Origin of the sequence: Antarctobacter albus, from assembly GCF_900101505.1 — a bacterium.
GTDB lineage: Bacteria > Pseudomonadota > Alphaproteobacteria > Rhodobacterales > Rhodobacteraceae > Antarctobacter > Antarctobacter albus.
In genome coordinates, this window is the sequence record NZ_FMZI01000012.1 from 82,678 (window position 1) to 98,319 (window position 15,642).

Genomic DNA, 15,642 nt, shown 5'->3' on the forward strand with positions numbered 1-15,642 from the left:
GCCCTGACAGAGTGACCGATGGGGCGACCTAGATATTTCAAGGCCACGCAAGGTGGCAACGACGATGCCGGCCTCTTCCCCGAGTACTCGGAAGGAGAAACCCGGCGCGCCTGGGAAAACTATGTCACCGGCCAGCCCGAGACTGGCGAGGTGCGCAGCGAGATCGTCCAGTCCTGGCAACGCAGCATGAACCTGGGCGTCGATGCGACGCGGTTGCAGTCGCGCAAGATCGAACGCGACGAGGAACTGCGAAAGCTGCGCCGCCGCAACGCCAGCCTGCGACAGGCCGCCCGCGCCGCCTTTGCCCGGCTTGAACCGCACCTGGCCGGGGCGCAGGTGATCCTGATCCTGACCGACAACAACGGCGTGATCATCGACGCCATTGGCGATCACGATGTGCTGGACGCCGGGCAGAACATCCACCTGGAAATCGGCGGCGTCTGGAATGAGGACGTGATCGGCACCAACGGCATCGGCACCGCGCTGAAGACCGGCAAGCCGACATATGTCCACGCGGCCGAACATTTCTGCCAGGGCGTGCAGGCCTGGACCTGCGCCGGTGTCCCGATCTTTGACCCGTTCGACCGTTCGGTGATCGGGGTGGTGGACCTGTCCGGCCCGCCCGACATCTTTCGCCGCCACAACATCGCGCTGGTGGTCGCCGCCGCCCGCGAAATCGAGATCGCCCTGGCCGAACAGCAGCGCGAGGAACGGACCCGCCTGCTGGAAACCTTCCTGAACTCCGATGCCAGCCGCCCGGACACCAGCGTCCTGTTGCTGGACAAGGTCGGCCGCATCATGTTCCGCCGCGGGCTGGACGACAGGCTCCACCTGCCGCGCCCGGATTTCGCGGTCGGCCACCAGTTGCTGCCGCTGAGCGCCAACATGACAGAGGGCGACATCCGCGCCGCCCTGCCCCGAGACATCGAAACAGACGGCATCACCCGGCTGGAATTCGACGGCAGCCTGCGCGGTGCGGCCCTGTCGCTGAAACGCTCTACCGCCATCCGGCCGCAGGACACGGTCGCCGTGCGCATAAAGCCGCGCGCAAATGTCGACGAGGACGAGATCGTGATCGTAGGCAACGCGCCCAAGATGCTGGAAGCCATCGAACTGGCCGAACGCGCCGCCTCTGCCGGGGTGACGGTGCTGATCCAGGGTGAAACCGGCGTCGGCAAGGAACTCTTTGCGCGGCTGGTCCACAACCGGATCGACCGCAGGAACGCGCCCTATGTCACGGTCAACTGCGCCGCGATCTCCAAGGAACTGATCGGGGCAGAGCTGTTCGGCCATGTCGAAGGGGCCTTTACCGGCGCCCTGCGCGGCGGCAAGCCGGGCAAGTTCGAACAGGCGGACGGCGGAGTGCTTTGCCTGGACGAGATCGGCGACATGCCGGTGGAATTGCAGCCCTACCTGCTGCGGGCACTGGAACAGCGCGCGGTCTACCGGATCGGCGACGACCAGCGCCGCCCGGTCAATGTCCAGCTTGTGGCAATGACCAACCGCAACCTGCGCAGCGACGTCGAACAGGGGCGGTTCCGCCGCGACCTCTTCTACCGGATCGGCATCGTCGCGATCGACGTGCCGCCCCTGCGCCAGCGCAGCGGTGACGTTGCCCTGCTGATCGACCATTTCAACGGCGTCTTTTCAGACCGGTTCTCTCGCCCCCGGCTGGTCTTTGCCCCGGCGGTGATGGACCGGCTGAAAGAATACCGCTGGCCCGGCAACGTGCGCGAGTTGCGCAACCTCGTGGAACGGCTCTACCTGCTGAAATCCGGCCCCGAGGTCGGCCTGAACGATCTGCCGCCAGAGATCATCGAACCGGCGGACGGGCTGGGGTTCAGCCATTACGTCGACGTCGAAGAGGCCCCCATAAACCTCGAAAACATGGAGGCGATGACCATCCGGCGCGCCATCCAGGCGGAAAAGGGCAACCTGACCCGCGTGGCCGAGCAACTAGGCATCTCTCGACCGACGCTTTACCGCAAGATCAAGCAATATGGCATTCCGCGCGACTGATCGGGCGGCCTGCGGCCAGGGGTGACGGGCGGTGACGGTTCATGACTTCCCGGCGCGACTGGTGGCAGAGGAGTTCTGCCTCAGACCGATGTCCGAGGGCGACCTCCCCGAGGTTGTTCGGCAGCTATCGGACGAGCGTGTCGCGCCCTGGCTTGCAGCCGTCGCCCAGCCATTCGGCCCCACCGAGGCACAGGCGCTGCTGGAACACGGTCAGCACCCCGGCGAGCACCTGCGCATCATCGAGATCGAGGGGGCTGCCGCAGGCTGTATCTGCCTTGGCGCGGGCCTGTGGTACTGGCTGGACCCTGCCTTTCAGGGACGCGGGGTCATGAGCGCGGCATTGCGCCTGACCCTTGCCGAGTGGTTCTCTCGTCCGGCGCCGCCCCTGCTGGCCACCTGCCGCACGGACAATGCGGCCTCATTGTCGCTGCTGGCGCGCCTTGGCTTTGCCCGCTGCCCGGGATCGCGGCGCATGTTCTTTCAGGCCAGCGGTCGGTCTCATCCCTGCCACGACTTCCTGATGGCGCCGGAACAATGGCACCTGCTCAACCCGCCCCGCTATGACCTGGACGGACTGAGCCTGCGCCCGGCACGCCAGAAGGACGTGCCGACGCTTGCGCTGATGCTGCCAGGCGCCACGCCGCCCTGGCCAACGGCGGAGGCCCTGCCCGGCTTTGTCGAACGGCACCGCTTTCGCGGCGCCGCTTCGGGCCTGTTCGTGATCGAAGACAAGCTTGATCGGAGCATCGGCATGGCGCTGATGGTCGCGGGCGATCCACCCGCGCTGGCCTTCCTGTCCAGCGATGAGGCCAACGCCCACGCCGACATGGTCGAGCTGGCGCTTGCCAAGGGGCTGCCCGCCCCCGCCCGCTAACAGCTCCACGGGGCCCGTGTTTCGGGGTCGATGTCCCATGCCTTGATCGCCGCGCGCAGGGTCTCTGGCGGCAGGTCGCCGTCACGCACCAGCGCCTCGATCGCCGCAAGCGCGATATTCTGCCGGTCGACCTCGAAGAACCGGCGCAACGCCTGGCGATTGGCCGAACGTCCAAAGCCGTCGGTTCCCAGCAGGGTCATCGGGGCACGCAGATAGGGCGCGATCTGGCCCGGAAAGGCCCGGACGTAGTCGCTGGCCGCCACGACGGGCACCTCTCCTCCCAGCAGGGTTTCGACGTGACTGGTCTCTCGCAGATCGGGCGCCTTGAAGCGGTTGCGCCGCGCGACCTCCATCGCCTCGCGGGCAAGTTCGGTATAAGAGGTGGCCGAGAAAACCTCTGCCACGACGCCGAAGTCCTGCAACAGTTCCGCTGCGGCAAGAACCTCGACCAGAATCGTCCCCGATCCCACCAGCCGCACGCGGGGGCCGGTTTCCCCGACGCAGCGCAGCTTGTAGAGGCCCTTCAGGATGGCCGTCTCCGCCCCCTCGGGCATCGAGGGCTGGTCGTAGATCTCGTTCATCACGGTGATGTAGAAGAACTCGTCACGCTGTTCGTCCAGCATCCGCGCCATGCCGTGATCCATGATAACCGCCAGTTCATAGGCAAAGCAGGGATCCCAGACGCGGCAATTCGGGATCGCCGCCGCCGCCATGTGGCTGGAGCCATCCTGGTGCTGCAACCCCTCACCCGACAGCGTTGTCCGCCCCGCCGTCGCCCCCAGCAGGAAACCCCGCGTGCGCTGATCGGCCGCCGCCCATATCAGGTCCCCCACGCGCTGAAAACCGAACATCGAATAGTAGATGTAGACCGGCAACAGGTCGGTATCATGCACGGAATAGGCCGTCCCGGCAGCGGTCCAGGAACTGATCGCGCCGGCCTCGGTGATGCCTTCTTCCAGCAACTGGCCGTTCGCCGCCTCCTTGTAGAACATCATCGCGCCCTTGTCCTCGGGATCGTACAACTGCCCGTCGGGGGCGTAGATGCCGATCTGGCGGAACAGGTTGTCCAGCCGTTCCCGCGCGGCCAGTGTCAGCCCGGCGATGGATTCCGGCTCTTCCATCTCGCCGTCGCCAAAGTCGCCCCAGACATGGCGATCCTCGGTCCGGGCCAGGCCACGCGCCTGCAGATAGCGCATGAACCACCGCGCTGAGCGGCCCGATCCCCATCGACCCCGTCGGCACCTGCCAGAAATCCGGCATCAACCAGGGATGCGGGTAGGAACACAGGCCCTTGCCCGGCACCTCTTGCCGGTAGTTGGCGATCTCCTGCTCGGTCAGCCGCCCCTCCAGGAAGGCCCGGGCGTAGACACCCGGCGCCGAATGCGGCTGAAAATAGACGAGGTCGCCGCCGAAATCGCCGTCCCGCACCCGGAAGAAATGGTTGAAACCCACCTCGAAGATCTCGGCTGCCGAGGCGTAAGAGGCGATGTGTCCGCCCAGTTCGCCATAGGCCCGGTTCGCCCGCACGACCATCGCCAGAGCGTTCCAGCGGATGATCGAGGTGATGCGCTCTTCCAGCGCAAGGTCACCGGGATAGGCGGGCTGCCGGGCCAACGGGATCGTGTTGCGTTAGGCCGAATAGGGCAAGCCACGGGTCGTCACCCCCAGCCGGCGCGCCGGGTCCAGCACCGCGATCATCACGAAATGCGCCCGTTCAGGGCCATCATGGTGGGTGAGACTTTCCAGCGCCTCGATCCACTCAGCGGTTTCTGCGGTGTCCGGATCCTGGGGGATACGGTCAAAACGGGTCTGGTGCCGGGTCATCATTCACTCCTGCCTTAGGCCAGACCCAGACAGGCGCGCGGGGCAATTGGCGTCAAACCCATCACTGGTTAGGTTGATCTTTGGAGGAATCCGTCAATAATTTCGCAAAACCTTGCAAGATTCACCATGAGCGCCGACAGCCTCGATTCCATCGACCACGCCATCCTGCGCGAGGTCCAGCGTGATGCCCGCCTGACCCTGCAAGAGTTGAGCGGGCGGGTGAACCTGTCGCCCTCGCCCTGCGCCCGGCGGGTTCGCATCCTTGAAGAGCGTAGATACATCAGCGGCTATCACGCGCATCTGGACGAGGCCAAACTGGGCTATCCCTTCAGCGTCTTTGTCTCGGTCAAGCTGGCTCACCAGGTCGACGACCGGCTGCAAGCCTTCGAACAGGCAGTCAACGCCTATCCCGAGGTGATCGACTGCTGGCTGATGACCGGCACCCGGGATTACCTGCTGCGTGTCGCGGTCGCCGACCTGGTCGAGTTCGAAGGCTTCCTGACCCGCCGGCTGACCAAGGTGCCGGGCGTGGCCTCCATCGAGTCCTCGATCCCCATCCGGCGCGTCAAGAAGGGGTTTTCACGGCTGGATTGACCGGCACCGTCAGTCGCCGTCCAGCGGATGAAAACAGGCCGCCTGTACGCGGTCGCCTTCCAGCCGGGGCACCTCCTTGCGGCAGCGGTCGCTGGCGCGCGGGCAGCGCGCGGCAAAGGCGCAGCCGGGCGGCGGGTTCAGCGGGTCTGGCAGCTCGGTCTCCTTCGATTCCGGCGCCGTCAGCGGCCGCCCGACCACCGGCGCACTGTCGGCCAGCAGCTTGGTGTAGGGGTGACGCGGGGCACGGAAAATCTCTTCGGCCGGGCCAAGTTCGACCACGGACCCAAAGTAAAGCACCGCGATCCGGTCGCTGACCGCCTCGACCACCGCAAGGTCATGGCTGATGAACAGGTAGGTGAGGCTGAATTCCTTTTTCAGATCCGCCAGCAGGTTCAGCACCTGCGCCTGCACAGAGACATCCAGCGCCGACACCGGCTCATCCAGGATCAGGATGCGCGCATTGGCGGCCAGCGCCCGGGCGATCCCGATCCGCTGCGCCTGCCCGCCCGAAAATTCATGCGGATAGCGCTCCAGGAACTCCTCGCGCAGGTTCACGCTGGCGAATATCTCGGAAATCCGCAGATCGCGCTGCGAACGGTCCATGCCGTAGAGGCGTTTCAGCGGCGCCTCCATGATCTGCCGGATCGTCTTACGCGGGTTGAGCGAGGAAATCGGGTCCTGAAAGACATACTGGATGCGCTTGCCAAAAACCGCCGGGTCGGCGTTGTCCAGCGCCGCGCCGTCGATCTCGATGGTGCCGGTCGTCGGTTCCAGCAGGCCCACCAGCATCCGGGCCAGCGTGGACTTGCCACAGCCGGATTCCCCCACGATGCCCAGGGTCTCTCCCTGCTGGACCGTCAGGGAAATCGGATGCACCGCCTTGACCGTCCCCCTGGACGCCGCAAGGAAGCCACCTCCCACCGGGAAACTCTTGGACAGCTCCGTCAGTTTCAGCGCCTCTGTCATTCTGCGGCCTCCTTCAGCGGGGTCACGGGATGGATACAGCGCACCGCGCGCGCGCCTTCACGCTCGAGGTCGATTTCGCCCTGTCTGCAGTCCGCCTGCACCCGGTCGCAACGGTCGGCAAAGGCACAGCCTGCGGGCAGCTTGTCCACCACCGGTGGCAGGCCCGGGATCGCCTCCAGCCGCCGTTTGCCCTCGCCCAGTTCCGGAACACAGGCCATCAGCCGGGCGGTATAGGGATGCGTCGGCGTTTCCAGCACCGATTGCGTCGGGCCTTCCTCGACGATGCGGCCCGCGTACATCACGGCCACCCGGTCGCACAGCTGCCCCACCACGCCGAAATCATGCGTGATGAAGACGATGGCCAGCCCGCGCGAGCGGCGCAGGTCATCCAGCAGCGACAGGATCTGCGCCTGAACGGTCACGTCCAGCGCGGTTGTCGGCTCATCCGCGATGATGATGTCGGGATCGTTGGCCAGCGCCATCGCGATGCCGACGCGCTGGCGCATCCCGCCCGACATCTCGTGCGGATAATCGGTGATCCGCTTTTCGGCGTTGGGAATGCGCACCGCCTTCAGCAGTTCGATGGCCCGCGCCTGCCCCTCGCTCTTGCTGATGGGCCGATGCGCGCGGATTGCCTCGATCAACTGGTCACCCACCTTGTAGAGCGGGTGCAGCGTGGCCAGCGGATCCTGGAAGATATAGGCGACATTGCGGCCCCGCATCTCGCGCAGCTTGCGATACGGCGCGCCGATCAGGTCCTCGCCATCATAGCGCACCGCGCCCCCGGTGATGACCCCGGGCGGCGAGGCCACCAGCCCCATGACCGACAGCGCGGTGACGGATTTGCCCGACCCGCTTTCACCGATCACGCCCAGGCACTCCCCCGGCTTGACATGCAGGGACACGCCGCCCACCGCCCGATAGACGCGATCCTTGACGTGGAACTGGGTCTGCAACTCCTGCACTTCCAGCAGGCCCTTGCCCTCGGCTTGGGGCACCGGGTCCTTGCGGCGGACCATCGTGGAGGCCATCGGGCGCGACAGCGCGCCGGATTTCAGCCTCGGGTCCAGCGCGTCCCGCACCCCGTCGCCCAAGAGGTTGATCGACATGACGATGATCAGGATCATGATGCCGGGGACGACCGAGGTATGCGGGTTGGTGATCAGCGCCGAGCGCGCTTCGCCCAGCATCGAGCCCAGGTCCGCCTGCGGCGGCTGCGAGCCCAGCCCGAGGAAGGACAGGCCGGCGGTTTCCAGGATCATCCAGCCGATGGTGGTGGACATGGCGATCACGATCACCGGGATCACGTTGGGCAGGATTTCCGTCAGGATGATGCGGGTGTTCGACAGGCCCGCCAGGCGCGCCGCATCGACGAATTCCTTGTGCGCGATGCCCACCGTGATGCCCCGGATGTTCCGTGCAAAGAAGGGCACGTTCACGGCGGCCACGGCGATCAGCGCGTTGAACAGGCCCGGCCCAAGGGCGGCCACGATGGCCAGCGCCAGCAGGATGTAGGGAAAGGCCATCAACATGTCGACGCCGCGCATGATCAGGTTGTCCGTCCGCCCGCCGTAGAACCCTGCGACGATGCCGATGGCCGCGCCCAGCGTGGCGGCGACCACGGCTGCGGCGAACCCCACGGCCAGCGACAACCGCGTGCCCCACATCAGCCGCGACAGCAGGTCCCGTCCTAGGTGATCGGTGCCCAGGAGCGCGCCCTCGGTAAAGAGCTTCTGGAACCGCGCGGCGGTATTGGTCACGTTCGGTTCCGCCAAGGGCAGGAGCGGCGTGATCAGCGCCAGCAGCACGACGAAGCTCAGGACAATGCCCCCGGCCAGCGCCAGCCGGTTGCGGGCGAGGAGTTTGAGAAAGGCCATCATGTCTTGATCCTCGGGTCCAGCAGGCTCTGCGCCACGTCCACCACGATGTTGAACAGGACGTAACAGGCGGCGACAAAGACCACGCCCCCCTGCACCAGCAGGATGTCCCGCTTCAGGATCGCGTCGACCAGCATCCGGCCCACGCCGGGCCACTGAAAGACGATCTCGATATAGACCGCGCCCGACAGGACGAACCCGGCCTGGATGCCAAGGACAGGGATGATCGAGACCATCGCCGCCTTCAACGCATGACGCCAGATCACGCCGCGCTCATTCACGCCCTTGGCCCGCGCGGTGCGGATGAAATCCTGTCGCAGCACCTCCAGCATGGCAGAACGCGACAGGCGCGCGATCACGCCGGTGGCGACCACCGCCAGCGCACTGGCCGGCAGGACCAGGTGATTGAGCAGCGCCCAGATATCCCGCGTGCCATAGATCGGCCACATGCCGGAAACCGGGAATATCCTCAGGTTCACCGAGAAGAACAGGATCATCATCATGCCGAGAAAGAAACTCGGGATCGAGATCCCCAGCAGCACGACAAAGGTGATGCCCTTGTCCGCCCAGCCATACTGGTTGGCGGCCGAGATCACGCCCGCCATGATGCCCAGCACCGAACAGATGACAAAGGACGTCCCGGCCAGGATCAGCGTCCCGTTGAACCGCTCCAGAACCTCGTCGATCACAGGCCGGTTGAGCGAGAAACTGGTGCCGAAATCGCCCTGCAGCATGTTGCCGAGCCAGATGAAATACTGCGCCACCAGGGGCTTGTCCAAGCCAAGGTCGCGGTTCAGTTTTTCCACGTTCTCCGGCGTCGCGTAGCTGCCCAGGATCGCCGTCGCCGGATCGCCCGGGATCAGCGCCATGATCAGGAAGACGATCACGGTAATGCCCAGCAGCACCGGAATGGCGGAAATCAATCGTCCGAGGATATAACGCCCCATGCGCACCCCCTTTGTCTGGCGGGAAAACGACCCCTGGCTTCTTTGGGCAAGAAATACCTCCGGGGGTGTGCGCCGCAGGCGCACTTCGGGGGCAGAGCCCCCGGCGGGCGGGGCCGGGCTCGATGCCCGGCCCCGCCCGACTCGCAATCAGTTCTTCACCACGTCATCCAGCAGCAGGAAGAAGGACGGTTGCAAGGAAAAGCCCTCGACCCGGTCGCTCGTCACCGCGTTCTGCTTCCAGTTGGCGACAAAGACCCAGGGCGCATCTTCCTGCACGATGGTCTGCATCTCCTTGTAAAGACGCGCGCGCTCGTCCTGGTCGGTGGCGACGCGGGCCGCCTCCAGCAGTTCATCCACCTTCGGGTTCGAATAATAGCCAGAGTTGAACCCGCCCGCCTCGGGCCAGGCATCGGTGCGCAGCGCGAGGAAGGGCAGCGTGTCGGGGTCGTTGGTCATCCAGGCCATCTCGGCCATGTCCGCCTTGCCCGCCAGACCCGGGTTCACCTCGCCCAGGAAGGTGTTCCACTCGTAGGTCTCGATCGTGACGTCAAAGCCGACGGCTTCCAGGTCCGCCTGGATCGCCGTGCCCATCGCGATCGGGTCCAGCATGCCGGACCCGCCCTCGGTCACGAAGAATGTCAGTTCCGCCCCCTCGGCACCGGCCTCGGCCAGCAGCGCGCGGGCCTTGTCGGGGTCATAGGGATAGGGCTCGAGGTCCTCGTTGTAGGCCCAGGCGAAGGCCGGCGGCGTTGGGCCCGCAGCCACGGCAGCGGTCCCTTCCAGCACGTCGTCCACCAGCGCGGTCTTGTTGACCGCGTAGTTCGCCGCCTGGCGCACCAACTTGTCGGCAAAGGGGCCTTCCTTGGCGTTCAGGATCAGGAACCAGACATGCGGGCCGGCCTGCTCGTGCACCGTGTATTCCGCGCCCTGGAATTCGGACAGGGCCACGGGCGGCACCTCGACCATCAGGTCGATCCCCCCGGCCAGCATTTCCGCCGTGCGGGTATTAGCATCGGTGATCGGGCGGAACACCACCGCCTGAAGATCCGGCGCCCCGCCCCAGTAGTCAGGGTTGCCCTCGATCACCACCGCTTCGTTCGACCGCCATTCGGCAAAGGTGAACGGGCCGGTGCCCGAGGGATTGCGCCCGAAATCCGATCCGTGCTGTTCGACCGCGGCGGGCGAAACGATCAGGCCCGTGGGATAGGCAAGGTTCGACAGGAACGGCGCATAGGGCGCGTTCAGGGTGAATTTCACCGTCAGGTCATCCACCACCTCGATGGTTTCCACCGCCGAGAAGAAGAAGGCCAGCGGGAAGGGACCCGTGTCGTGATAGGGGTGGTCCTCGTTCAGCATCCGCTCGAAGTTGAACTTCACCGCATCGGCGTTGAACGGGCTGCCGTCGTGAAAGCTCACACCCTCGCGCAGGTCAAAGGTGTATTCGGTGCCGTCCTCCGAGATGGTCCAGTCGGTCGCCAGCGCCGGCTCGACCTCCAGCGTGCCATCCTTGTAGCGCACCAGCCCGTCGTAGACGTTCATCAGGATGCGGAAGTCGTTGACCGCCGTGACCGCCGCCGGGTCCAGCGCCTTGGGCTCGGCGATCTGGCCGACGATCAGGACGCCCGGAGGCGTCTGCGCCTGGGCCCCGGTCAGTGTGCCGACTGTCAGCGCAAGCGCCGTCCCGGCGGCAAGCAGCCCTCGGCGGGTGAAAGAGAAGAGCGACATTGCGTTACCTCCGCTGTTGTCCTTGGGTCTTGTTCTTCATTTTTTATTTTTCATGATAAATTGCATGAGGCCAAATTTTCATGATAAATTCAAGTCTCATGATGAGGAGGCTCCCGCATGACGATTTCGATCCTTGCATACGATGAAAAAACAGGCCGCTACGGAGGTGCCGCCACCACGGGCAGTCTCTGTGTCGGCGGCTGGGTTCTGCGCGGGGATGCCGAATCGGGGATGTCGGCCTCACAGGGGTCCCTGCCCTCGACCATGTGGGGGACAGAGACGCTCGCCCTGATGAAATCCGGGCTTTCCGCACGGGACGCCGTGGAGCGTGTGACCGGCGCCGACAGCGGCCGCGGCCAGCGGCAGCTGGCGACGCTGGACCCGACAGGCGGCACCGCCAGCTTTACCGGCGCCGACAGCATCCAGGCGGCGGGCGCGCGCAGTGCGGACAAGGTGATCGTCACCGGCAACCTGCTCTCTTCCGAGGAGGTGCTGCAAGCGATGCTGGACGGGTTCCTCGCCGCCGAGGGCGCATTCGACCTGCGCCTGCTGGCCGCGCTGGATGCGGCCGCGGCCGCCGGGGGCGACAGCCGGGGGCTGCTCTCTGCCGCGCTGTTGATCGTCGGGCGGGACATGGCGCCGCTGACCCTGCGCGTGGATCATTCGGCGACACCTCTGGCCGATCTGCGGGCGCTGCACCAGCGCGCCACCAGCGGCGACTATGCCGACTGGGCCGTCATGGTGCCAACGCTCGACGACCCCGAGCGCGCCACCCCCTACGGTGCGAAGACCGACCAGCCGGTGTAACCGGCGATCCGTTCGGCCAGCCAGGTGCCCACCTGCGAGTTGCCATAGCCGTCCAGCCCCGGCGACCAGACCGCGATCGAGGCGACGCCCGGCGCCACCAGCAGAATCCCCCCGCCCACCCCGCTCTTGCCCGGCAGGCCGACGCGAAAGGCGAAATTGCCCGAGCCGTCATACTGCCCGCAGGTCATCATCAGCGCATTGATCCGCCGCGCCCGGAGCGGTGAGATCATCGCCGGCACGCCGGGCAGCATCGCCAGCATCCGCCCCGCCCGCGCCAGTTGGCGACAGGTCATCTCGATGGCGCATTGATGGGCATAGGTGCCCATGACCATCTCGGGCGGGTTCAGCAGGTTGTCATGCGATTGCAGGTAGTACAGCAGCGCCATATTGCGGCTGGCCGTGGCCTTTTCCGACTCCGCCACCGCCTTGTCGATGTGGATGTCGTCATCCTCGGCCGCGGCGCGGACAAGGTGCATGATTTCGGACAGCGCCTGCCGGGGTTCACGCCCGCCCAAGAGCGCGTCCGTCGTCACCAGGGCCCCCGCGTTGATGAAAGGATTGCGTGGGCGGCCGTTCTCATGCTCCAGCAGAAAGATGCTGTCGAAGGCGGTGCCAGAGGGTTCGCGCCCGACCCTGCGCCAAAGGTCATCCCCCAGCCGCCCCAGAACGGCCGCCAGCGAAAACACCTTCGAGATGCTCTGGATCGAAAAGGGCCTGTCCGCCTCCCCTGCCCCGAGCTCCGTCCCGTCGGCCAGACAGAGGGCAACCCCTACCTGCGCCGGATCGACCTTGGCCAGTTCGGGGATGTAATCTGCGGGACGGCCCCAGTCGCCCGCGCCCCGCGCCTCGGCCACGAGGCGTTCCAGCTCTTTCGCCAGTCCGTCCATGCTCATTCCGCCATGAATCGTTTCATGACCACCGCCTCCTGGTCCTCCATCAGGCGGCGTGCCATTTCCATGTGTTCGCGCATGATGGCCCGGGCGGCCTCGGCATCGCCGTTGCGCAGCGCCTCGACCAGTCCCGCCTGGTGGTCGCGTCCCTGCCGCCAGAGTTCGTGGTTCGGCTTGGAATAGAGGCGTTTGTAGACGGTCAGGTCGGCCAGGATCTGCGCCATGAAGCCGATGAAGAACCCCAGCAAGGCGTTGTCCGCAAACTCAGCCAGGCGCGCGTGGAACACCAGCGAGGCGACATGCTGGGCGCGTTCGCCCTCGGCATCTTCGGCGGGTTCGGCATAGGTGGTCATGATCCGCCCCAGCTCTGCCAGTTGTTCCGGCGTCAGCCGCCCGGCCAAAGAGGCCGCCAGCTCCGGTTCCAGCGCGATGCGCACCTGGTAGATGTCGTCGATCGAGATATTGCGGAAATAGAAATAATTGCCCAGCAGCGCATGGGCCCGGTCCTTGCCGACCTCGCCCACGAAACTGCCACCGCCCGGGCCGGTCTTGGTCACCACAAGGCCCTGCGCCTGCAACAGGCGCATCGCCTCGCGGATCGTGCCCTTGGACATGCCGAATTCGGCGATCAGCTCTGCCTCGCCGGGCAGACGGTCGCCGGGTTGCAGCCCGCGTTCGACCACCCAGTCCTTGATGGCCTCGGCCACGCGCACCGGGCGCGACCGGCGCGTGCCATCGCGTGTCAGGGGGCCGGGGCCTTGCAGGCCGGTCATTTGGGACGGGTCCGTGACGACATTGCCAGAGACAAGCAATTCATCATGATAGATTCAAGAGGCATAAGTTCGGGCCACATCGGGACGGGTCACAGATTTTCGGATGTATGAATGTCGAAATCCAGCATGACGTTCTGCGCCCCGGCGTCCGGCCCGGCGCGTTTGGACTTGACCAGCGCGGCCAGGGTCTGGCGGGCCAGGGCCTCCATCGGGTGCGATATCGCCATCGTCAGCGTACCGTCGAAAAGCGCCCTGCGCGTGACATCCATCAGTTCATAGCCCACCGCGACAAAACCGGGACGCCGGGGCGCCTCGCGCAGGGCGGCCAATGACCCGGTGATCCCCCCGCCAGAGATGAAAATCCCGCACATCTCGGGGTGCTGGGCAAACAGGTCTTCGGTCATCTCGCGCGCCACATCTGCCGATTCAAAGGTCGCGCGCGGCTCCAACAGGGTGAAACCGGAGGCGTTCTCGCGGAAATAAGAGCGAAAGCCGCTCTCGTTCAGGTCCTGGTTGCGGTAGCGCGTGTTGCCGACAAGGATGCCGATTTCGCCCCTCTGGTGGCAGATCTTGTCAAAGGCCCAGGCGGCGGTGCGCCCTACCTTGAAACTGTCCAGCCCCACGTAGCCGACATTCCCCCGTGCGGTCAGGGGGGTGATCAGCCCCATGACCGGGGTGCCCCGCAGCAGCAGGGAATCGATCGCATCGGTGATGAGAGGATGTTCCGCGGCCACCAGTGCCACCGAATCGCAATTCGCGCCAAGCTGTCTCAGCCGGTCTGCCACGACCTCGGGCGAAAGGTCGTCCAGAAACTCCAGGGTCAGTTCGATCCGGCCATCGGTGTGCTCTTCGGCAGCCTGCCGAAAGGCCGCGCCAAGGTCGCGGTAGAACGGGCGCCGCTCTTGCAAGAGCAACACGCCCGGGCGATGCACCTCCCGGCCGGCGTGGACGGAATATTCAATTGCCCCAAGGCCATAGAACCCGATCTCCTGCGCCGCCCGCAGCACCCTTTCCCGGGTCGGCTGGCGCACGCTGTCGGCCTTGTTGATCACCCTGTTGACCGTCGAAACCGAGACGCCCGCAGCCTCTGCCAGGTCAGGAATTGTCGGTCGTTTCACCATGTCGGGGTCACTTCATTTCGTTTCATCTTGGTTGGCGCGTGAACTGAAATGATATGAAATCACTCTCATCACATCAGCAAGCTTGATTTGATGCAGGTCAATTCGTCAAGAAAACATGCATCGGTCGGCGCAGTTTTCTGCCAGCGCCGATGAGACGCTGGGGAGGGCGCACTCATGGATGATCTGCAGTACGGCACCCGTGACAAACGCGGCAACTGGGCCCCGAACGCGCCTTTGGAAATCGCCCCCTTCTGGCTGGGCAAGTTCAACAAGATGGGTGCTTTCCTGGTCGACTACCTCTGGCCCTGGAACGCCTTTCACATGGCGACGGCCCTGCTCTACTGGGTCTTCGTGATCCCCGACACCCAGACGCTGGCGACGCTCAGCTGGGGCTGGCCGCTCTACCTGTTGGTGGTGAACATGGCGGGCATCTTCGCGATGTATGGCGCCATCGAGCTGTTCTACTACGTTCGGCGCAGGCAGGGCACGCGGTTCAAGTACAACGCCAAGTTCCCCGCCGAGACGCCCTCTGACGTGTTCTGGTTCAAGAGCCAGAACCTGGACAACTTCCTGCGCAGTTTCCTCATCGGCATCCCGATCTGGACCGCGGTCGAGGTGCTGATGCTCTGGTGCTACGGCAATGGCATCCACGCCTTCGGCTGGGTCGACTGGCAGGACAACTGCCTGTGGCTGGTGGCGCTGACGCTGCTGGTGCCCGCCATCCACGAGATCCACTTCTTCTGCATCCACCGCCTGATTCACACGCCGTTTCTCTACAAGCACATCCATTCGGTGCATCACAACTCGATCAACCCGTCGCCCTGGTCGTCGCTGTCGATGCACTGGATCGAACACACGCTCTATTTCGGCGAGATCGTCTGGCACCTGCTGATCCCGTCGAACCCGATCGTGATGATGTTCAACAGTCATGCCGTCGGCTACGGCGCCATCAACGGGCACATCGGCTTTGACAAGCTGGAGATCACCGACGAGACCGCGCTCGATAGCCACGCCTACGCTCATTACCTGCACCACAAGTATTTCGAGGTGAACTATGGCGCCGACGGGCTGGTCCCGCTCGATAAGTGGCTGGGCTACTGGCACGACGGCACCAAGGAAGCGGACGAACGCATGAAAGAGCGGTTCCGCAAGAAGAAAGAGCGCATGAAGCCCCGGAAGACCGGCGCCACCGCCGCCGAGTGAGCAAGCCGACGCCAGGGAGGAC

General features: G+C 65.2%; 14 protein-coding genes. 5 read left to right on the plus strand and 9 right to left on the minus strand.

Annotated elements, in window-relative coordinates:
* Window positions 1-18 precede the first annotated feature (18 nt).
* Both BLQ71_RS19545 and BLQ71_RS19550 read left to right on the plus strand, forming a co-directional pair.
* A complete protein-coding gene (locus BLQ71_RS19545; protein WP_074622930.1) occupies window positions 19-2,019 on the plus strand; it encodes a sigma-54-dependent Fis family transcriptional regulator in 2,001 nt (666 codons plus the stop codon).
* Between the two features lie 31 nt (window positions 2,020-2,050).
* Window positions 2,051-2,893, plus strand: coding sequence for a GNAT family N-acetyltransferase (locus BLQ71_RS19550; RefSeq protein ID WP_133066181.1), 843 nt, complete (start codon window positions 2,051-2,053; stop codon window positions 2,891-2,893).
* Here the strand turns inward: BLQ71_RS19550 and BLQ71_RS19555 are convergent.
* A complete protein-coding gene (locus tag BLQ71_RS19555) occupies window positions 2,890-4,089 on the minus strand; it encodes a transketolase-like TK C-terminal-containing protein (RefSeq protein ID WP_346223463.1) in 1,200 nt (399 codons plus the stop codon). The two genes, BLQ71_RS19550 and BLQ71_RS19555, sit on opposite strands and share 4 nt — an antisense overlap.
* Window positions 4,090-4,522: 433 nt before the next feature.
* Window positions 4,523-4,717 (minus strand): pyruvate dehydrogenase E1 component-related protein, encoded by a 195-nt coding sequence (locus tag BLQ71_RS27095; RefSeq protein ID WP_346223464.1) that lies wholly within the window; start codon window positions 4,715-4,717, stop codon window positions 4,523-4,525.
* A 126-nt stretch (window positions 4,718-4,843) separates the two neighbouring features.
* Here BLQ71_RS27095 and BLQ71_RS19560 point away from each other — a divergent pair, with 126 nt between their 5' ends.
* Window positions 4,844-5,311 (plus strand): Lrp/AsnC family transcriptional regulator, encoded by a 468-nt coding sequence (locus tag BLQ71_RS19560; protein WP_074622932.1) that lies wholly within the window; start codon window positions 4,844-4,846, stop codon window positions 5,309-5,311.
* A gap of 9 nt (window positions 5,312-5,320) precedes the next feature.
* Here the strand turns inward: BLQ71_RS19560 and BLQ71_RS19565 are convergent, their stop codons facing one another.
* From BLQ71_RS19565 to BLQ71_RS19580, 4 genes are all read right to left on the minus strand, one after another.
* Window positions 5,321-6,277, minus strand: coding sequence for an ABC transporter ATP-binding protein (locus tag BLQ71_RS19565; RefSeq protein WP_074622933.1), 957 nt, complete (start codon window positions 6,275-6,277; stop codon window positions 5,321-5,323).
* Window positions 6,274-8,154 (minus strand): dipeptide/oligopeptide/nickel ABC transporter permease/ATP-binding protein, encoded by a 1,881-nt coding sequence (locus tag BLQ71_RS19570; RefSeq protein ID WP_074622966.1) that lies wholly within the window; start codon window positions 8,152-8,154, stop codon window positions 6,274-6,276. Before BLQ71_RS19570 ends, BLQ71_RS19565 begins: the two co-directional genes overlap by 4 nt.
* The gene (locus BLQ71_RS19575; RefSeq protein ID WP_069210292.1) at window positions 8,154-9,101 is read right to left on the minus strand and encodes an ABC transporter permease; all 948 of its coding nucleotides are present in this window, start codon (window positions 9,099-9,101) and stop codon (window positions 8,154-8,156) included. Before BLQ71_RS19575 ends, BLQ71_RS19570 begins: the two co-directional genes overlap by 1 nt.
* A 147-nt stretch (window positions 9,102-9,248) precedes the next feature.
* The gene (locus tag BLQ71_RS19580) at window positions 9,249-10,826 is read right to left on the minus strand and encodes an ABC transporter substrate-binding protein (RefSeq protein ID WP_074622934.1); all 1,578 of its coding nucleotides are present in this window, start codon (window positions 10,824-10,826) and stop codon (window positions 9,249-9,251) included.
* 117 nt (window positions 10,827-10,943) lie between these two features.
* Between BLQ71_RS19580 and BLQ71_RS19585 the strand changes: the two genes are divergently transcribed.
* Window positions 10,944-11,633 (plus strand): DUF1028 domain-containing protein, encoded by a 690-nt coding sequence (locus BLQ71_RS19585; protein ID WP_069210257.1) that lies wholly within the window; start codon window positions 10,944-10,946, stop codon window positions 11,631-11,633.
* Here the strand turns inward: BLQ71_RS19585 and BLQ71_RS19590 are convergent.
* The 3 genes from BLQ71_RS19590 to BLQ71_RS19600 form a co-directional block, all read right to left on the minus strand.
* Window positions 11,603-12,520, minus strand: coding sequence for a glutaminase (locus BLQ71_RS19590; RefSeq protein ID WP_074622967.1), 918 nt, complete (start codon window positions 12,518-12,520; stop codon window positions 11,603-11,605). The two genes, BLQ71_RS19585 and BLQ71_RS19590, sit on opposite strands and share 31 nt — an antisense overlap.
* A gap of 2 nt (window positions 12,521-12,522) precedes the next feature.
* On the minus strand, window positions 12,523-13,296 hold the full coding sequence (locus tag BLQ71_RS19595) for a FadR/GntR family transcriptional regulator (RefSeq protein WP_052244812.1): 774 nt from the start codon (window positions 13,294-13,296) through the stop codon (window positions 12,523-12,525).
* 89 nt (window positions 13,297-13,385) lie between these two features.
* On the minus strand, window positions 13,386-14,417 hold the full coding sequence (locus tag BLQ71_RS19600) for a LacI family DNA-binding transcriptional regulator (protein WP_074622935.1): 1,032 nt from the start codon (window positions 14,415-14,417) through the stop codon (window positions 13,386-13,388).
* 174 nt (window positions 14,418-14,591) lie between these two features.
* On the opposite strand from BLQ71_RS19600, the gene BLQ71_RS19605 reads away from it, so the two are divergent.
* Window positions 14,592-15,620, plus strand: a complete 1,029-nt coding sequence (locus BLQ71_RS19605; protein ID WP_074622936.1) for a sterol desaturase family protein — start codon at window positions 14,592-14,594, stop codon at window positions 15,618-15,620.
* The last annotated feature ends 22 nt before the right edge of the window (window positions 15,621-15,642 follow it).

Bases quoted from the DNA above. Each gene is read 5' to 3' on its own strand.
- BLQ71_RS19545 (WP_074622930.1), top strand. From the start codon at position 19: ATGGGGCGACCTAGATATTTCAAGGCCACGCAAGGTGGCAACGACGAT.
- BLQ71_RS19555 (WP_346223463.1), bottom strand. From the start codon at position 4,089: ATGCGCTATCTGCAGGCGCGTGGCCTGGCCCGGACCGAGGATCGCCAT.
- BLQ71_RS27095 (WP_346223464.1), bottom strand. From the start codon at position 4,717: ATGACCCGGCACCAGACCCGTTTTGACCGTATCCCCCAGGATCCGGAC.
- BLQ71_RS19560 (WP_074622932.1), top strand. From the start codon at position 4,844: ATGAGCGCCGACAGCCTCGATTCCATCGACCACGCCATCCTGCGCGAG.
- BLQ71_RS19565 (WP_074622933.1), bottom strand. From the start codon at position 6,277: ATGACAGAGGCGCTGAAACTGACGGAGCTGTCCAAGAGTTTCCCGGTG.
- BLQ71_RS19570 (WP_074622966.1), bottom strand. From the start codon at position 8,154: ATGGCCTTTCTCAAACTCCTCGCCCGCAACCGGCTGGCGCTGGCCGGG.
- BLQ71_RS19575 (WP_069210292.1), bottom strand. From the start codon at position 9,101: ATGGGGCGTTATATCCTCGGACGATTGATTTCCGCCATTCCGGTGCTG.
- BLQ71_RS19580 (WP_074622934.1), bottom strand. From the start codon at position 10,826: ATGTCGCTCTTCTCTTTCACCCGCCGAGGGCTGCTTGCCGCCGGGACG.
- BLQ71_RS19585 (WP_069210257.1), top strand. From the start codon at position 10,944: ATGACGATTTCGATCCTTGCATACGATGAAAAAACAGGCCGCTACGGA.
- BLQ71_RS19590 (WP_074622967.1), bottom strand. From the start codon at position 12,520: ATGGACGGACTGGCGAAAGAGCTGGAACGCCTCGTGGCCGAGGCGCGG.
- BLQ71_RS19595 (WP_052244812.1), bottom strand. From the start codon at position 13,296: ATGACCGGCCTGCAAGGCCCCGGCCCCCTGACACGCGATGGCACGCGC.
- BLQ71_RS19600 (WP_074622935.1), bottom strand. From the start codon at position 14,417: ATGGTGAAACGACCGACAATTCCTGACCTGGCAGAGGCTGCGGGCGTC.
- BLQ71_RS19605 (WP_074622936.1), top strand. From the start codon at position 14,592: ATGGATGATCTGCAGTACGGCACCCGTGACAAACGCGGCAACTGGGCC.